The sequence below is a fragment of the Pseudomonas sp. D5(2026) genome (assembly GCF_057766845.1).
On the sequence record NZ_CM173421.1, the window covers coordinates 2,853,443 to 2,870,373 of the forward strand.

Here is a 16,931-nt window from a genome sequence, read left to right on the forward strand (position 1 = left end):
TGCGCGGGTGAATCGAGGCCAACCGCGCCGGGTGTGACGGCTTGTCGCAGAGGGGGCAGGGCGGAGGTGATGCTTCTACGGGGCCGGTTTCGATGCTAAAGTCGCCGCCCATGAACCGTCTGCCTTCAAACCGTCCCCTCATTGCCTGGGCACTGTACTTCTGTGTCCTGTTCAATGTACTTGGCTGTGGCCTTGCCCACGGGCAGGCATTGGGGCTGGCGCTGAATGGTTTCGGCGGTGCGTTCTGCAGCTTAGGTGGCGATACCGGCTCACTGAAGGCCAAGCAGGACGGCGCCCTGGTGGGCGACCTGAGTATTCCGTTCAGTTGCCCGATGGGCTCGGCGGCTTTTCTTACCCTGGTATTCCTGATCGGTGTCGCTTGGCTGCTGGCCAGTGCCAACCGCCGCCCGATCATGCGCGAGGTCCGCAGCCAAGCGCCTCCGCGCTATTGCTGGCCTTCGTCCAACCCTCGCGCTTCACCTCTCTGACGCCACCTGCGCCTAGGCGCCGTGGCAGGCCTGTGCCTGCCATTAACACGCCGGATCCACGGTGCATGCTCAGGTATGCGCCTGCCGGTTGGTTTGACCGTCGTTGGAGAGAAGCCCTCATGACCTGTCCAATCTCCACGCCCGCGCTACCTGGCGAGGCGTGAACATGCGCCATTGCGGCCTGCGCGCACGCACCTGGGATAACCTCTGGGTCGCCGCGCTGCTTGCCATGCTGCTCAAGGTACTGGCATTGCCCATGGCCAGTACCCTGGGCGACCTGAGCCTGGCGCAGTTGCTGGCGGGCAGTTATTGCTCGTCGGGCGGCGTACAGCCGGCCATGCTGGACAAGGACGGCAACCTTAGCCCGAAGACGTCCGCCCCCGGGCATTGCTGCTGCGCCCAAGGCGGCCCTGCACCACTGCCTGCCTCGTTGATCCTGGCCGGCTTTGCCCTGCCTGTGCTGCCTGTCGACCAGCAACCCGCTGTTCTGGTGCATTCGCCCCGGCACTGCTGGCCGTCGATCAACCCCCGTGCCTCCCCAAAAGCGATCGCCTGACCTGCAAGGACCCAGGCCGCACCCGCTAAAAGCGGGGCGTCGGCCTGCCGATGGCTAGCCGTACCCAGGAGCACACGATGTCTCGTACCCTGAACGCTTCAGCGTTGCTGGAACCCTCCGTTCGCCCGTCGCGCACTGGCGACTTCCTGTTGCCGTTTCCCGATTACCCCTGCAATGCCCGCAGCTTCGTCAACCTCGATGCGCGCCTGCTGCCTTACTGGCACACGCTATTCGATGTTTGCCCAGGCTTGCTGAAGCTCGACCCGCCAGAGGGGCTTGAGTTGTTCCGACGCTTCATGACTTGGGCCTACCGACACCATCCGGCGCTGGATTGGACGTACTACATCAGCGTTTGCCGCTGGTTGCTGAGCTCGCCGTACCAGGCCCGGGTGACCGAAGAGCATATTGAGGCGTTCATGGTGGCGGCAGCTGCGCTCTGGGTAACGACCGATGTGTCCCAGGCCCGTGGCCTGATCCTCGCGTGGCAGCCCATGATCGAACGGATCGTGGAGTGGAAGCCGGGGTTCCGTTCGACCCCGTTCACGGCCCAGGAGGGTGAGGACCTGCCACCACCGTCCTGGGAGTTCTCCTGGAGCCCGCTCGATGGCAAAGGCGCAGGTAGCTTCAGGCGCTGGCTGCCGGTGCCCGGCTAAACCTTGATCAGTTGACGGCGGCGGACGCCGTCCTTGCACCCTTTGCCCAAGCTCCAACATGAGGTTACCGACGATGGATGTACTTCAAGCCATGCGCGCGTTCAACTGCGTGGTTCAGGCTGGCAGCCTGACGGGTGCGGCCGAATACCTGGACACCACCACGGCCAGCGTTTCCCGGATGCTGTCGAACCTGGAGACTCACCTGCGCATTCGCCTGCTCAACCGCACCACCCGACGCATCGCGCTGACCGAAGCCGGCAAGCGTTATCTGGCGCGCTGCCGGCTCATTCTTGAGCTGGTAGAAAAGGCCGAGAGTGAGGTGCAGCAACAGCTGCTGGACCTGCCCGCGACCAGACAAGCCCACGATCTGTGCTGCTAAGGCCATTACGCCGCGCAGGCTGCGACAGACCGTCACACCAGGAGCCGGGGCAGTAAGCAGATGCCCATGTCATGGGCACGTGCCTGGGTGTGTGGCGCAAGGTCGCAGTTGGGGCCGTCGCTACCTGCGCCTAGCATGGCGGGGTGCCTGTCTTGCCGTTTTCCCATCCACGGTGCAGTACAGGCATACGACAACGGCCCTCCAATCGGACGGGCCGTTTTCTTGCCTGCAGGAGGGCCAGCCATGGATCACGAACTGCTCAAATTCATATGGTGGCTGTTGATTGGCGCATTGCTGATCGGCCTGGTGATAGTCGAAGGCCTGGATTTGGGGGCGCGAGTATTGTTGCCATTCATGCAGGGGCAGAGCGGAGCGGCGCTGCAACCGGTTCGACCCGCGAGCCTGCCCAGGCGTATCAAGCTGCTGTGGTTGCTGGCGTTGTCCTGCACGCTTTCGGCGGCCTGGCCTACGGTCGGCTGGTTGCCTGGCCTGGGCGGGTTAATCGGCGTGCTTGCGTTGAGGTGTGAACCCTGTGGGCAGGCCACCCGGTCGCTGCGGACCTGGACTGCGCAGGTTATCGGGCTGATGCCCGCGATGCTGATCGGAGTCGTGCTCGGCAACCTGTTGCTCGGTATGCCATTCAGTCGCTGTGCTGGGCAAGTGAGTCATTTTCATGGCACGTTGTCCGGGCTGCTTAGGCCTTTCGCGCTGCTGGTGGGGCTCGTCAGCCTGAGCATGCTTTGCCAGTTGGGCGCCACCTGGGCCATGCTGCGGGGGGCTGGCAGCCTGCGCCCGGCCGCACGCCAGCTGGCATGTCGCGCAGGGGTCGTGTTCTTGGTCAGTTTTTCAACGGCTGCACTATGGTTGGCGGCAGACCTGCGCGGTTACACGCTTGCCGAGGGAGGCCATTCTGCTGCCTTGTGCATGCCGGGCCAGTGGGTGGTGCTGCCGGGCAATACCGGCTGGCAGGCCAACTTCCGAGCATGGCCTGCTGCCATTCTGGCGCCAGTGCTCGCCGTCGGCGGCACGATCTTGAGCCTGTGCGCCGCAGCCCGGGGGCGCGCAGGTCTGGCGGTGGTCGCAAGCGCGCTGACGATCACGGCGATGCTGTGCTGTGTTGGCGTTGCACTATTCCCCTTCATCGTACCTTCGAGCGTGCAACTGTCGGCCAGCCTGACCGTGTGGAATGCCGCAAGTGGCGAAAAGATGATGGGGATGATGCTGATATTCGCCAGCGTGCTGATGCCGATGTTACTGGCCTATACGGTAGGCGCCGGCCTCGGGAGCCGGAATCGGCTGTCTCAGGTCGCTGTCGCGGACAGCTTTCAGCACAGCCCCAGGCCGATCCTGTAGGTGGGCGCGGGGAAAAAACCAAGGCGTTATCAATACCGCATGCTAGGCACCCGGTGGAATCGGCAGGCGTAGCCGCGAGGCCAGCGCAGGTGCATCGCTGGCCTCGCCAGCCCGAACGCTTTTCGTCCATCAGGGCGAGTCGCATGCCAGTCGCTGCGAAAGAAGGCAGTGCCGACGAAAGGGCCGACGGCTTGCGGATAGCGAGTGCCGGCCCTTGGAGAAGGGGATCAGTGATTGCCGTGAGCGGCATCCTTGTCGACCTTGACCCCCCCCTGGAACAAGGCGAACTGCTTGACCCGATCCACCGGCTGGTTGCTTTCGGCCTGAAGCACTGCCTGACTCAACTGCTGGGCGTCCTGCTCGGCGAGCCCGGCGCTGCGCAGGGTCGCCGGGTCGAGCAGCGAATCGCCTGCGCACAACACCACGCGCCAGCCGTGGGACCCTTTACGCAGCAAGGCGCGGCCGCCACGCTGATCTTGCAACCAGCCGGCTATCGCATGGTCGCCCTGGACGGTAACTGGGCCAACGTCCAGCGGCGCATCCGGGCGTTCGAAGTTGTGTCGCATCAGTTGCTGAATGCTCTGCTGCTCGCTGGCGGTATCGGCCACGGCCAGCAGTGGGCAGCAGGCTAGCAGCAGGGCGAGAATCGGTGCTTTCATGCGCGTATTCCTTGAAAGGGCTGCCGGTGCAGGCCGGCAGCGTCAGGGGAGGGCTCAGAAGCCCATCTTCACACCCAGTTGCGCCGAAGTGCCGGGCATCGGGTAGTTGGTGCGGTAGGCGTAGTCACGGTCGAACAGGTTTTCCACGGCGACGAACACTTCGCCGACCTTGCCCAGTGCGGGTACGGCATAACCTACGCGCATGTTGACCACGGTGAAGCTGTCGACCTTTGAGAAGTTGCTGGCGCCGGCGGTGCGTTCCTCGGCCAGCACGTACATGTCTTTCTGGTACTGTGCATCAGCCGACAGGCGCCATGGCCCGGTTTCGTAGGTGGTGCCCAGCGACAGCGATTTCTGCGGTGCGTAGGGCAGGGTCTTGAGCGAAGGGTCGAGCCAGGTGAACCCGACGAAGCTGCTCCAGTTGCTGGTCCAGCGTTGCTGCCAGGTGGCCTCGGCGCCCTTGATGTTGTAATCACCCAGGTTGATATACGACGGGCGCGACACCGACGGTGGGAAGGCAAACAGGTAGCGGTCCTGCAGCTTGTCCTTGAACACCGCCAGGTCGAGGGTAGCGCTGTCGATCGGGTTGAAGCGCACGCCCAGTTCCTGGTGGTCGACTTTCTCGGGCTTGAGGTCTTTCCAGGTTTCGCCGAGCGCCGGAATCAGGCTCGACATCACCGAAGCTTCCAGGCCTGGGTAGTTGATGCCGCGCGAAGCGTTGGCACGGAACTCGACATTGCTCGATGACAGCAAAAGGCCCGCGTGCGGGGCGGTGGCGTTGTCGAACACGTTGTGCTCATACGTGCGTACGCCGGCCGACGGGGTCAGGGTCCAGGTGTCGTTGAGGGCAAAGGCATGGCTGACGGCGACGTGCGGCGATGTCACGCGCAGGGTGGGCGCGTCGAACTTCGCTTGTGGCGCCGGGGCGATGCGTTTGAAGTGGACTTCGCCCTTGCTCTCGTCGATGTCCAGGCCCAAGGCCACTTCGCCGCCTTGCCAGGGGCGCAGCTGCTCTTCCCAGCGAATGCCCTGCAGGGTGAAATCACTGATGGTGTCGCCGTCCAGGCCGGTCTGGTCAAGGGCCGAACCTCGGCCTTCGTTGTGGTAGACCTTGAGGCTGCCATCGCCCCATTCGTGATTGTGGGCCAATGACAGCGAAGCGAGCGTGCCGCGGGTATTGAACTCGCCATTCTTGGTTTCCGGCAGGCCTTTCTGTCCGGGGTCGGAGACCTGGTTGTTGGCGTGCAGCACCAACAAGCCAGTGCTCCAGTTCTCGTTCAGCCGATAACCCAAGCGCGCCATGCCATTGTTCAGCCGGCCATCACCGTCACTGCGGTCACCGTCCGAGTGGGCTGCCCCCTGGGCCAGCAGGTAGTCGAAATCGCCTTCGCGGCCAATCAGGCTGGCTTGTTCGGTGGCCGTGCGGAAGCTGCCACCGGTGAGTTGCAGCTCCCCATGGTGGTTGTCGCCCTGCTCGGCAACCTTGGGCGTCAGGTCGATGGCCGCGAAGGTGTTGCCGAACTTCTGCAGCTGCGGGCCTTTGTACACGCTGATGCTCTGCATCGCGTTGATCGGCAGCAGGTCGAGCAGCGGGTGGCCCCAGACGCCCATATAGAAGGGAACGCCATCGATGTAGGTCTTGATCTCGCTGCCCGGGCGGCTGGCACCCATGCCGCGTATGTACACCGCGCCGCCTTCGGCACCGCCGAACGAGCCGACCGGGTTGAAGCGCGACACCACCACGCCAGGTGTACGACGCAGCGCGGAGGACAGGTCGAGCGCGTTGAGGTCGCGGATCTGCTCCTGGCCGACCACGGTGGTGAGGCTGCCGAAGCTGTCGACCGTGTTCTGGTCGATGACCGAAGTGCCGACCACCGTGGTTTCGGGCAGCTCCACGCTGTCGGTCTGGGCCAGTGCGGTACCACTGGAAAGGGCGAGTGCGGCTGCGCAGCAGATTGTCTTGTTCTTCATTGCTCTGGGTATTCCTGAATGCAAAAGTTGCAAGGCGAGCCGTGGTCCGCGCACTCGGCGACACCCCATGTGAATAAGCGCCAAGGGCGTGGTGCGACTATCGGGCTGATTCAGGGCAGGGCGGGGGAGGCACGGGGATTGGCTGCAAGCCAGCGTAGGCGAGGCCAGGTGGCGGGGAAGATGGGCAGTAAGGGCTTGCAGGCTTGTCGGGCGAATGCCACGCCCACCAGTTGCAGGGTGATTGCCAAGCCCGCATGGTTGCACAGCGGGCAATCGATGGTGGATACGCCAGCCAAGGCGGCGCCGAGCCCTTTGTCGAAACTGACCGCGCTGGCTGCAGTCGCCAAGTGGCTACAAAAAGTGCCACCTGCACCGTTGAGCATCAAGCCGCTGGCCTGACCATGCCCTAGGCCGCAATGCAGCACTGCGAACAACACGCAGGCGTAGATCCCCCAGCTGAGTGCGCGGCGACGTCCTGCTGCTCGATGCATATCCTTTGCCCGGTGTTCGCTGTGATTGAAAATGGCGAGGCGCGAGTCCAGCAACGCCGCCCATCATGGTTAGGTGCGACCAGGTTGCCAGGGGCGCACAGTACCTGGCGCGTCCCTGGCGCACGAATCACTTGGACATGTAGTCGATTACGGCCTTGTAATCGTCGGCGGTGCAGTCCATGCACAGGCCGCGCGGCGGCATGGCGTTGAAGCCTTCGGTGACGTGCTTCACCAGTACATCGTTGCCTTGGGCCAGCCGTGGCTTCCAGGCCTCGTGGTCACCTTTCTTCGGCGCCATTGGCAATTGCCCGTTGTGGCACATCTGGCAGGCGCGGTTGAAGACCGCCTCCGGGTCCTGGGCTGCTTGAGCCAGGCTGGCGGTTGCCAGGCAAGCAAGCATTGCCAGTGTTTTCTTCATGACCGACCTCTCAGGTTTTTTATTGGAAGGCAGAGTCTAAGAGCGTGGTTATCCCTGTCAGGTGCGACGTTCTGACGCATGCGCGGTGTCAGGGCTTCATCTACCTGTCTGGCTGGCAGAGTGCGGCGAACTGTCGCAGGGTGGCGGCTTGCAGGTGCCGTGCTACGTTGAAGTTGATCCGGTGTTTTACTCTTGGCAGGGTTTTCATCGGGTCAAACAAAAGCCGGGGCGCATTACCGTCCCGGCTTTTGTTTTTTCAGTGATCAGCGGCAATCGCTCAGGCCGCTGCGAAACACGAAAGGAGGCTCAACCGCGAACTCGAGCGGTCATTCTGCGTAGCCTTCGCCAGCCTAGTACGACGCCGCTGAGTGAAACCACCAGGCCGCCGATGCTCAAGGCGATGATCAGGCCTTCGCGTAACACCGGCCTTTGCAGCAGTGGCTGCAGATCCCAGCTGTGCAACAGGTTGAACAGCCAGCGACCGGTGCGTTGCCTGGCATCGTGGCTGGCTACCACTTCTGCGCTGGCCGGGTCGAGGTAGACCCACGTGCTGGCGGGGTCGTCGAAGCGCAGGCGCAGTACCGGCAGTGGGCGGCTCTGGAAGCCGTACATGCTCTGGGCGTCACGGGTGAAATAGTAGGCGTCATAGTGCCCTTGCCAGTTGGCCTGTACCACGACGCCTGCCGCCATCGCACGGGCTGCTGTCAGCAAGCGTCGTTCGGACAAGGCCCGCGCCGACGGCGCGCCGGCTTCCAGAATCCGGCTATCGCCGGCGGCATTGCGGGTAACCAGGAAGGTGTCGCCGCCCAGGCGTTGCCACTGGATCTCGACAGGGTTGAACCCAGGCTCCTGGCTCAGGCTGGCCATGGCCTGGGCAACCGTCTGGCCGATATCCATCGCGCGTAGTGGCCCCTGACGTAGCGCCTGGGGGGCCAGCTGCGAACGACTGTCGGTTACACCCCAGGGGCGCATCGACATGAGTCCGCTGAATACCCACAGCACCAGCACCGTGCCGAACAGTAGCCCGCCGATGTGGTGCCAGCGCAGCCAGCCGCCAGGGTAGGGGCTGCACGAGCCGCTGCGATAGCGCTTGCGCAGCCGCAGGCGCAGTATGCCAACGGTCATGCCCAGGAGCGCCATGACCGTTGCGGCCAGGGACAGGCCGATCACCAGGTTACGCCAGCCGTTGTCGAAGCCGAACCCGCCCCGTAGCGGATAGAGCCAATGCAGCCATGCACCGACCCAGTTCCAGGCACGCTCCTGGGCGGTGGCGTCACGCACCACTTCGCCGGTGCGGCTGGACAGGTAAAGCCAGGTGCCGGCTGTATCGTCTACCTGCACGTGATGCAAGGGGCGGTCGCCATCCAATGCCCTGGAGTGGGTCCACATGTCCTCGTCCACGGTGCCCAGGTAAGCCAACCTGGCGGCGTCACCGGCATACTGCCGGGCATTGGCCAGGGCCCAGGCTGCGTCGGCCCGAGCCAGAGGCTCGCCGCTGGCGGCATCGAGGATGACGCGGCGACCGTCGGCCAGTTCCAGCACGTAGTGCGCACGCCCGCCCAGGCTGGTCAGGCGCAGCGCCTTCAGCGGCTGTTGCGCCCAATGCTCGGGCAACTCGGCGCAGCACCCCGCCGGCAAAGCCGGCAGGTGGGCCAGGCGCTCGGCCGGTGTCAGCTTGGGGTAACCGACGTACAGCATGACCACCCCGGAGACGAACCACAGCGCCATGAACAGGCAGGCGACGATGCCCAGCCAGCGGTGCCACAGGTACAGCTGGCGCTTCACGCTCATCAGTAGCGCCACTGCACAGCGACTTCCAGGCTGCGCGGTTCACCCAGGTAGTACTGGGTGTTGGTCTGATGGATGAAGCGGGCATACACCTCGTCGGTGAGGTTGCGCAGCCGCGCGCTGACTTGCACGTGCTTGTCCAGGTCGTGGGTCATGGAGAGCCCGTAGACGGTGTACGACGGTACCCATGCGGTATTGGCGGTGTTGGCGTACACCGATGAGACATAGCGGGCATCAGCCCCGACCTGCCAGCCGGGTGCCAGGTCGTAGGTCAACCAGAGGTTGGCCACGCGGTCGGGGATGTTGACCGGGTTCTTGCCCTTGCGCGAGTACACCACGCCGCCGATGGTCTCGTTGAATTCATCGTATTCGGCATTTACCCAACTGAAGTTGCCCGCCGCCAGCAGCTTGGGCGTGACCTTGAACGAGGCTGCCAGCTCGATGCCAGTGGAGGTCTGCTGGCCCGCCTGCTCGGTGGTGTTGGGCACGGTCGAGGAGGGCACGGAGATATCCTTGCGCACGATGCGATACGCCGCTGCCGTGGCCGAGCCGCGCCCATTGAGGAAGTCGAACTTGCTGCCTACCTCGACCTGACGGCCGGTGCTCAGGTCGAAGTCGCCGACCTGGCTGATCGAGGCGCTGGTCAGGGTACCGCCTGGTGGTTCGGCCGAGGTGCTGTATTGGGTGTACAGGCTGACGTTGGAGGTCAGGTCATAGACCAGGCCCAGGCGACCGGTGATGGCGTCCCAGCGTCGGTCGAGCCTGGTTCGCGCCACATGGTCGACCACGTCGAAGTCGATATGGTCGTAGCGTAGTGCGGTGATCAATGACAGCTGATCGGTCAGGCGGGTACGGTTCTCGACGAAGGCCGAGGTGGTGTCGGTGGTGGTGGTTCTGCCCTTGGTCATGGGCGCGTCCATACCGGGGATATCGAGGAAGTGCCCGGGTTCGAAGCCGTTCGGGTCAACCGTGTCGAACGCCCCCTTGGACAGCGGGTAGTTGGTTTGCTGGTTGGTGTTGTAGTCCATGCCGAACGCCCAGTCGCTGGCAAGGCCGAACAACTGGCCCTGATGGGTCAGCTCGAGCCTGTCGCCGTTGACCTCCTGGTCGTGCCGCTGGCGATAGCCGCCCGAGCGAGCGATGGCGCTGTTGTCGGCGTTGTAGCGATACACCTCAAGATTGCGGTAATCGCGCTGGCCGTTGTAGTGGTAGAAGGTGTTACGCAGTTGGGTGTTGTCATCGAAGCGATAGTCGGTGATCGAGCGCAGCCACCGGGTGCGCTGCTCGTAGCGACCGTCTTCGACGTTGTAGTTGTTGAAACGGTTGTGCTTGTCGATGTGCAAGGTACCGACCAGTGGCTGCAATACCGGTGTGCCCCAGTAGGGGCTGTCCTCTCGCTCTTCCAGGTATTCGATGGCCAGCGTGTGCGAGAGCTGATCGTTGATGTCGCTAAGCAGCGAGAAAGCCAGATTGCCGGCCCCATTCTCCTGCCGATCGATATAGCCGTTGGTACTGGTGCGGCTGTAGTCGAGGCGGGCATAGTGGCGCGGGCCGTTGCCCGTGTTCAGCGCCTTGTTGAAGGCGACCGACGTTTCCATGGTGTCGTAGCGTGCATAACTGACGCGCCCTTCGAAGGTGTCTTCATCACGGCTTGCCAGCCGGGTGATGAAATTGAGGCTGCCACCGACAGCGCCGCTGCCGTTGAGGAATGAGGATGGCCCGCCGAGCAATTCGACGCGGTCGTAGATCCAGGCGCCCACCGGGCGCGCCGCGCCGCCATACTGCAAATTGATGCCATTGAACAATTGGCTGATCTGGGCACCGTTGAACCCTCGGTACGACACATATCCGCCCCAGCCGGGCGGAGCCGAGGCGTTAACCCCGGGCAGTGCATTGGCGGCGTCCTGGAAGTTACGTGCGCCGATGCGCTCCATGGTCTTGCGGTCGGCAACGCTGACGGAAGCGGGGTTCTCCCTGGCGCTAAGGTTCAGCCGCGAGCCGCTTTCGATGGGGCGATCAAGGTCAAGGCGGGTTGCCTCCGTGGGTTGATTGGCTGTGGCCGTGACATTGCTGGCCGGCAGGGTCAGGGTGTCATCCTGCGCCCAGGCACAGGTTGCGCTGCCAACGAGCAGCGCCAAAGTGGTCATGCGGAACATGCAAGGCTTCCTGGCTGAAATCGGTGAGCACACGCCCGCTGCCGATCAGGCGGCACGGGGACGTGGCGATGTCAGAACGCGAGAAGCGAAGCAGGAGAGGCGCGGGGATTGACCAGTGGCCAACGCTGCTTGGGCAGGCGTGGTGGAGGTTGGTTGGGTAAGGGGCTGCCCGGCTCGCCGGCGAGCAAGGTCAGCAGGCCAAAAAATACGGCCAGCAGCGTGGCGCTGAACAGGCTGGCGATCACGCAGTCACCGCCAGCAGGCAGGGCCGGATCGCTTAAGTCTTGCTCACCTTGGTACATGCCGCTGCGGTCAGCCGTGCACCAAGAGGCATCATCCATGCCAGCCAGGCGCAACCCGGCCATTTGCCCATGGCCCATGGCGCACAACAACGAGCCGAACAGGATGCTGAAATACAGCACCCAGGCGACCTGTGATCGTGTGTGGTGGGCCAGCTTCATGACGGGACTCGGCGTGACAACGGAATGATCAGGTTTGGAGTTGGCGACGGATTCTACATCTTCTGAAGCATCTGAACAGGGGGACTTTTCAAGCGCGAATATTCAATCGGGTACAGGCGCACGAGACTTAGTGGACACCTATGAGTTCGGCAGCAAGCGCGCGGAGTTCGTCCTTGTCCTGTTGAAGCACAAGCCCACTGCCCGCGTGTGCAAGCAATCGCGCGGCATGCCGGCTGCAGGCGGGCCGAAATGCATGGGGGTTGATGTGCGCCAGGCTGACAAGGGCTTTGATCAAGCGCAGATTGACCTCGTGCAAAGCTGCGCCGTCCCGGCTGATCGGTGCAAAGAAATCGTCAAACAGGTCATCCGCCACCAGTGCACGCACATAGACCTGCGCGCATTCGTTATCCGTACTCTGCGCCACGGGATGCAGTTTCCCCCAACACGTCAAGCACCGAATGCCGCGCCCAATGATGTCGATGGCTGTACCGGGATCATTTACCGCAGGGGACAGCGCTCGCGAGGCAATCTCGGACAACACCGAAAGCCCGAAGCGCGGGTCATGCTCGAACGTTCTCCTGAGGCCGATGCTCAAGGCAGCGAAAATATCGATGTCCAGCGCGCCATTGTCATCGAGCGGCTCACCGTTCACGGCCAAGGCCCGCGCAACCACCATACCCTCATGGACAAAGGTGCCAGGCAGGACTTCGAGATAAATTCGAATCTTGGTGTCCGTCGCAATCCTGGTTAGCGTAAGGACATCGATGTGCTGTACATAGCCTGTCTGGCCGCTTTTCACTTCATGGGCTGCCCCAGCAAGCTTGAGGTCAGGCGGGTAGGCTGCACCGCCCAGATAGGGGTGTTCAACACGCTGCTCGATGGCTTTGATCACAGCTTTTTCGACACGGTCGATCGTCTCGCCCACGCGCCCTAGTTTGGAGAGGTGATCAATCCAGCGCAGCAAGGTGTAAATGATCAGGACCACAACCGCAATCGTCACGGTGAAAAGCACTACACGACCTTGTGTACCGTAGGCTCCGGTGCTCAGTGCAATGATACCGACGAGGCTGAAGAGAAAGGACCCGATGAAGGTCGCCAGAGCGTTCTGGGTCGTGGCGTCCTCCATGACCAACGAAGTGGCGCGCGGCGTTACACCACTGCTGGCGGCACTGTAGGCCGAGACCATTGTACTCAGCGAAAACGTTGTGACGGCCAGCATGCTCGAGGCGATGATACCCAATATCTTGTCAACCGCATCTGCACCGATACGGGCAGGCAAGGTGACGGGGACCGCATCCTTGAGCACCACAGCCACCAACGCCGTAACCACCCCCAACAGGGAGAAAAGCGTTGCCCTGAACCAGAGACGCTTGGCAATTCTCGTAGCCAACCAACGCCAGCGAGCTATCATGAAGTCCTCCTTTTTGCCGAGAGTGTAGGCCCTTAGGGGAAGTTGCAGTTATTCATAAGCTGTTCCTTCAAAACCTCCACAGCTTTAGGCCTTCTGGGGGTGGACTTGTAAAGCAGGACGACCTGGCGCATGTAGCTGTCAGCCTCCGACACGGGGGTTGCATGTACGTCGTCAGTCTTCAATCCCGCCCAGTACGGGACAACAGAAGCCCCCATGCCTTTTGCGACCATGATGTGGATTGCATCTAGCGCATCCAGATTACACAGCACATCGGGCTGCAGGTCATTGTCATTCAGGTATTGCTGTGCAATCTGCCCACCCCAGGCATTTGAGTCATATCGAATCAGGTTTCGCCCAAGAATCGTCGAGCGGACGTCGCTTTTGTCAATGGGGTCTTTGGTCAAAAGCATCAGGGGTTCTTCTCGAAGCACCTGCATACGCAAGGTTTTGGGGACGGTGAAGGGCGGACATACCATGATTCCCGCATCAAGCTCTCCGGAAGCCACGTGTTCGTAAAGACTGCGCGAGTCCCCCGGGGTGATGCGTAGCCTCAATTGCGGAGCAATGGTTGATAGCTGGTTCATGGCCTCCGGCAATATGCCTGTCAACGCGGTAGAAATCGCGCCAATCTTGAGATACCCGGACAGGTTGCTGGTGTCCAGATCCTCCTTTAGCTCTGCTGCCCCCTGGATCAGATCTCGAATCTTCGGCAGCAACGACAGGCATTTCTCGGTCGGTTCGACAGCGTGTGCGCTTCGGATCAGGAGTTCGCACGCCAGTGACTTCTCGAGTGCTTGTATACGTTGGCTGACTGCAGGTGCTGTCAGGTTTTCCCGTCGAGCAGCCGCTGCAATCGAGCCAGTTTCTATTACCGCAATCAGGCTTTCGAGAAATCGAGTGTCCAAAACATTTCCTTTCGCTGAGAGATGGAAAAATGCGCTTTAGCACTTGCGCGAGGCTACGCTAACCTCCCCAAAAGTTCTATCAGAAACCAAAGAGGGTAGTTATGAAATCGTTATTTCATGTTTCATACCATGTTACAGATCTCGAAGCATCGCGTAACTTCTACGGTAACATTCTCGGCTGCAAAGAAGGCCGCACGAGTGAAACTTATGTGGATTACGATTTCTTCGGCCACCAGATTTCGCTTCACAAAGGTGTGCCCTTTCCAACTACCCGTACCGGCAAGGTTGGCGACCATGAAGTGCTGATGCCGCATATCGGCTTGGTGCTGCATCTGGATGACTGGTTCGCGATGGCAGACCGCCTGGCGTTTCATGGTGTGCAGTTCGACATACCGCCGGTTGTACGATTCCCTGGCCAACCTGGGGAGCAGCGAACGATGTTTTTCCTGGACCCCAGTGGCAACCCGATCGAGATCAAAGGGTTCAAGGACTTTGAAGGTGTTTTTGCCACCTGATTGGCAAAAACGTCCGGGACGCTCCCCCGCTTTGTCTGCATGAAGTAAGAGGCGTGTATCGGTAAGTGGCCACTCAATAAAAATAACAGGTTCCAACGATGTGTTTGGCATTTTTGCCGGCCAATGTACAGTCCAAATTATAATAACTGGAGGACGTATGGCGAAGACTAGTCTAGTGACTAGAATTATTGCAGGTCTTGTGCTCGGGGTTGTAGTGGGGGCACTTCTCAATTTCTTTCCCGAGTACAAAGCTTGGATAACCAGCAACCTTTTGCAACCCGTCGGCGATATTTTCATCAAGATGATGAAGATGATTGTCGTACCCCTCGTGTTCGCGTGCATGGTCGGCGCGATCGCAGGCAATGGTGATAACAAGGCGATAGGGCGGGTAGGGGTGAAAGCCCTGTTCTACTTCTTCGTCGTGACCAGCATCGCAATTGTTTGTGGCCTGCTGGTTGGCAATCTTGCGCAGCCGGGCGTAGGTGCCAACTTGACCACCCTTGCAAACACCCAAACGCTCTCGCTTCCCTCTGCCTCGGAGAGCACAGGGTTTGGTCAAGTCATCCTCAATATCATCCCGGACAATATCGTCGGTGCAATGGCGCAAGGAAAGCTGCTGCCTGTCCTGTTCTTCTCGGTCATGTTCGGCTTTGGGCTAAGTGCTCTGGACAAAGAGAAGAAAATGCCGCTGATCGCGGTAGTCAATGCCATTTCCGCGACGATGTTCAAAGTGACGCATATCGTGATGCATTACTCACCCATCGGGATTTTTGGCCTGATCGGCGTGACGGTCGCCAACTTCGGGCTTTCCGCATTGCTGCCTCTGGCAAAACTGATTGCCGTCACCTACATCGCGGTCATTCTGTTCGGCGTGGTCGTGCTGGGCGGCATCGCGAAGGTTGCAGGGATCAACATCTTCGACCTGATCAAGGCGATCAAGGATGAGTTGATCCTGGCGTTCAGTACTGCCGCCTCGGCGACTGTCATGCCCCAGTTGATTGAAAAGGTCGAGGCCTACGGTGCGCCGCGTTCGATTGCTACGTTGGTTATCCCTACGGGTTATTCCTTCAATCTGGATGGCGCATCGCTTTTCGTGGGCATCGGCACGCTGTTCATCGCGCAGCTCTATGAAATTCCCCTGAGCCTGGCTGACCAGGCGATGCTGATCATCATCATGGTGCTGACCTCCAAGGGCGCAGCCGGCGTTCCGGGGGCCATGTTCGTGATCTTGACCGCTACGCTGACCAGTGCCGGTCTGCCTGTGGAAGGTATTGCGTTCATCGCCGGAGTCTATCGCTTGATGGACATGCCGATCACGGCGCTGAATGTCTTGGGCAACGCACTGGCGCCTCTGGTTGTGGCGAAGTGGGAGAACCAATACCGGATGCCTGCTGCCCCGATGGTAGCTGCCGAGGAGCGTTCGCAGGCAACGACGATTGCTGCGAGCGCTTTCGTCGAAACCGTCGACAAACCGGCTTAGCCAGGGGCCTGCGGAGTAGACCAGGCCGAGGCGTCGTGCGGATGCAGGCTTTCCAGGTGGCGGACGTGCACCTGGGTGTCGCGATAAGCGCTAAGGCATACCTGTATGCGCCGCGCAGCGTCCTCGACGAACATCAGGTTCTGCCCGTTGAGCGCTGCGAAAGCCTGTTCGTCAGCCCGTTTCACGGCGGTCTGAACCGGCGTGCGCAAAGCGCCTTCGACTTGGTCGATCAAGGCCAGCAACCCGAGATCCGGAGCATCGGCAGGCACCGCGACGCGCACCCGAGCTTCGCTACGTTGGCTGTGAGGCGTCGCCAGCGACGCGTTGCTGCGCAGCCACTGCGCGACGGCGCCGGCTTCAAGCAGTGGCTGGTCCTTGAAGGTTCGCAGGAAGCTGTCTTCAATCAACTGCCGGGAGAGAGCGGCCGAGCATGGGCAGGTCGAGGAGTAGCCGATCCTGACCTCAATATTCAGGTTCAGCGCCCCGCCGACCTTCGTCGCGAGCACGTGAACCGGGTACGACTTCCATCCAGAGAGACCCTCGGTCACCAGTGCAGGGCGGCGAACCAGCAAGTCGAAATCCAGGCGCAACCTGGCATTGCGGCTTTCGCAATCCTGATGGCTGTCGATCATCTCCTGCAACAGCGCAAAGAGGCTTGCCGGCGACACCGCCGCAGCCTGCCCCCATGCGTCCAGCAGGCGATACAGCCTGGACATGTGAATGCCTTTGACGTGCGGTGCCGGCAGGTCGACCTGAACATCCGCCCGGGCGTGCAGTTCACGCTGGTAGGTCGCTTCCTGGATCCTTACCGGCAGGTCGATACCCTGCATGCCGACCCATTGCAGCGGGCTGAGGCTGGGGGCCAGGTCGGTGACGGAAACGTCGGGTAGTGCTGAGCTCATCATTTATATCCAGTGGTGGGAGCCTTGCACGTGGCAGCAAGGGGTATGAATCAGTTTCAGATTACTGGCTGAGTTATAACATAACAATAAGGGCAGGTTGCAAATCACGTCCTGACTCTTGAGCAGGCAGAGGCGGGAAGCCGCTTCGCTTGAGGCTGCTGGCGCGGGAGAAAAAACTATTGGATAAGATCGACGCTGACCTGAAGCGCGTTGGGCTTCAGATTCACGAGCGGTCGCGCAAACAGAGGCGGCCCGTGCTGCAGTAACTACCTATCGCGCATTGGGAGGAGGGTGGTCACCCTCCTTAATGGTAGTGATGGTGGAGGATTTCCCCACCCGCACGGG

At 61.4% G+C, this 16,931-nt stretch carries 16 protein-coding genes and 1 pseudogene; 7 read left to right on the top strand and 10 right to left on the bottom strand.

Annotated features, from left to right (window positions below; translation table 11 throughout):
- Nucleotides 1–110: 110 nt before the first annotated feature.
- From AC3B5Q_RS13115 to cydB, 5 genes and pseudogenes are all read left to right on the top strand, one after another.
- Nucleotides 111–488 (top strand): DUF2946 family protein, encoded by a 378-nt coding sequence (locus AC3B5Q_RS13115; RefSeq protein WP_275967115.1) that lies wholly within the window; start codon nucleotides 111–113, stop codon nucleotides 486–488.
- A gap of 166 nt (nucleotides 489–654) precedes the next feature.
- On the top strand, nucleotides 655–1,044 hold the full coding sequence (locus AC3B5Q_RS13120) for a DUF2946 family protein (protein ID WP_020193612.1): 390 nt from the start codon (nucleotides 655–657) through the stop codon (nucleotides 1,042–1,044).
- A 77-nt stretch (nucleotides 1,045–1,121) separates the two neighbouring features.
- The gene (locus AC3B5Q_RS13125) at nucleotides 1,122–1,697 is read left to right on the top strand and encodes a putative natural product biosynthesis protein (protein ID WP_275967114.1); all 576 of its coding nucleotides are present in this window, start codon (nucleotides 1,122–1,124) and stop codon (nucleotides 1,695–1,697) included.
- A 73-nt stretch (nucleotides 1,698–1,770) separates the two neighbouring features.
- A pseudogene (locus AC3B5Q_RS13130) lies at nucleotides 1,771–2,016 on the top strand (LysR family transcriptional regulator); the annotation flags it as partial.
- A gap of 303 nt (nucleotides 2,017–2,319) precedes the next feature.
- Nucleotides 2,320–3,429, top strand: coding sequence for a cytochrome d ubiquinol oxidase subunit II (cydB, locus tag AC3B5Q_RS13135; protein ID WP_275967113.1), 1,110 nt, complete (start codon nucleotides 2,320–2,322; stop codon nucleotides 3,427–3,429).
- Nucleotides 3,430–3,656: 227 nt separating this feature from the next.
- On the opposite strand, the gene AC3B5Q_RS13140 is transcribed toward cydB, so the two are convergent.
- The 9 genes from AC3B5Q_RS13140 to AC3B5Q_RS13180 form a co-directional block, all read right to left on the bottom strand.
- Entirely contained in the window at nucleotides 3,657–4,088 is a 432-nt protein-coding gene (locus tag AC3B5Q_RS13140; protein WP_275967112.1) for a copper uptake system-associated protein, read from the bottom strand.
- A 54-nt stretch (nucleotides 4,089–4,142) separates the two neighbouring features.
- Nucleotides 4,143–6,059 (bottom strand): TonB-dependent receptor domain-containing protein, encoded by a 1,917-nt coding sequence (locus AC3B5Q_RS13145; protein ID WP_275967111.1) that lies wholly within the window; start codon nucleotides 6,057–6,059, stop codon nucleotides 4,143–4,145.
- Nucleotides 6,060–6,169: 110 nt separating this feature from the next.
- Entirely contained in the window at nucleotides 6,170–6,550 is a 381-nt protein-coding gene (locus tag AC3B5Q_RS13150) for a DUF2946 family protein (RefSeq protein WP_275967110.1), read from the bottom strand.
- A gap of 127 nt (nucleotides 6,551–6,677) precedes the next feature.
- The gene (locus tag AC3B5Q_RS13155) at nucleotides 6,678–6,968 is read right to left on the bottom strand and encodes a c-type cytochrome (protein ID WP_010954210.1); all 291 of its coding nucleotides are present in this window, start codon (nucleotides 6,966–6,968) and stop codon (nucleotides 6,678–6,680) included.
- Between the two features lie 306 nt (nucleotides 6,969–7,274).
- On the bottom strand, nucleotides 7,275–8,753 hold the full coding sequence (locus AC3B5Q_RS13160; protein WP_275967122.1) for a PepSY domain-containing protein: 1,479 nt from the start codon (nucleotides 8,751–8,753) through the stop codon (nucleotides 7,275–7,277).
- A 5-nt stretch (nucleotides 8,754–8,758) separates the two neighbouring features.
- Complete coding sequence (locus AC3B5Q_RS13165) at nucleotides 8,759–10,912, bottom strand: TonB-dependent receptor (RefSeq protein WP_275967108.1); 2,154 nt, start codon at nucleotides 10,910–10,912, stop codon at nucleotides 8,759–8,761.
- Nucleotides 10,913–10,983: 71 nt separating this feature from the next.
- Nucleotides 10,984–11,373, bottom strand: a complete 390-nt coding sequence (locus AC3B5Q_RS13170) for a DUF2946 family protein (protein WP_488392622.1) — start codon at nucleotides 11,371–11,373, stop codon at nucleotides 10,984–10,986.
- Nucleotides 11,374–11,500: 127 nt separating this feature from the next.
- On the bottom strand, nucleotides 11,501–12,784 hold the full coding sequence (locus tag AC3B5Q_RS13175) for a DUF2254 domain-containing protein (RefSeq protein WP_103444422.1): 1,284 nt from the start codon (nucleotides 12,782–12,784) through the stop codon (nucleotides 11,501–11,503).
- Nucleotides 12,785–12,816: 32 nt separating this feature from the next.
- Complete coding sequence (locus tag AC3B5Q_RS13180) at nucleotides 12,817–13,689, bottom strand: LysR family transcriptional regulator (RefSeq protein ID WP_103444421.1); 873 nt, start codon at nucleotides 13,687–13,689, stop codon at nucleotides 12,817–12,819.
- Nucleotides 13,690–13,790: 101 nt separating this feature from the next.
- On the opposite strand from AC3B5Q_RS13180, the gene AC3B5Q_RS13185 reads away from it, so the two are divergent.
- Both AC3B5Q_RS13185 and AC3B5Q_RS13190 read left to right on the top strand, forming a co-directional pair.
- Nucleotides 13,791–14,204, top strand: a complete 414-nt coding sequence (locus tag AC3B5Q_RS13185; protein ID WP_103444420.1) for a VOC family protein — start codon at nucleotides 13,791–13,793, stop codon at nucleotides 14,202–14,204.
- A 157-nt stretch (nucleotides 14,205–14,361) separates the two neighbouring features.
- Nucleotides 14,362–15,684 carry a cation:dicarboxylate symporter family transporter gene (locus AC3B5Q_RS13190; RefSeq protein ID WP_021784646.1) on the top strand — a complete coding sequence of 441 codons (1,323 nt, stop codon included), beginning with the start codon at nucleotides 14,362–14,364 and terminating at the stop codon, nucleotides 15,682–15,684.
- Here the strand turns inward: AC3B5Q_RS13190 and folE2 are convergent.
- Nucleotides 15,681–16,586, bottom strand: coding sequence for a GTP cyclohydrolase FolE2 (gene folE2 / locus AC3B5Q_RS13195; protein WP_021784647.1), 906 nt, complete (start codon nucleotides 16,584–16,586; stop codon nucleotides 15,681–15,683). The two genes, AC3B5Q_RS13190 and folE2, sit on opposite strands and share 4 nt — an antisense overlap.
- Nucleotides 16,587–16,931 lie beyond the last annotated feature (345 nt).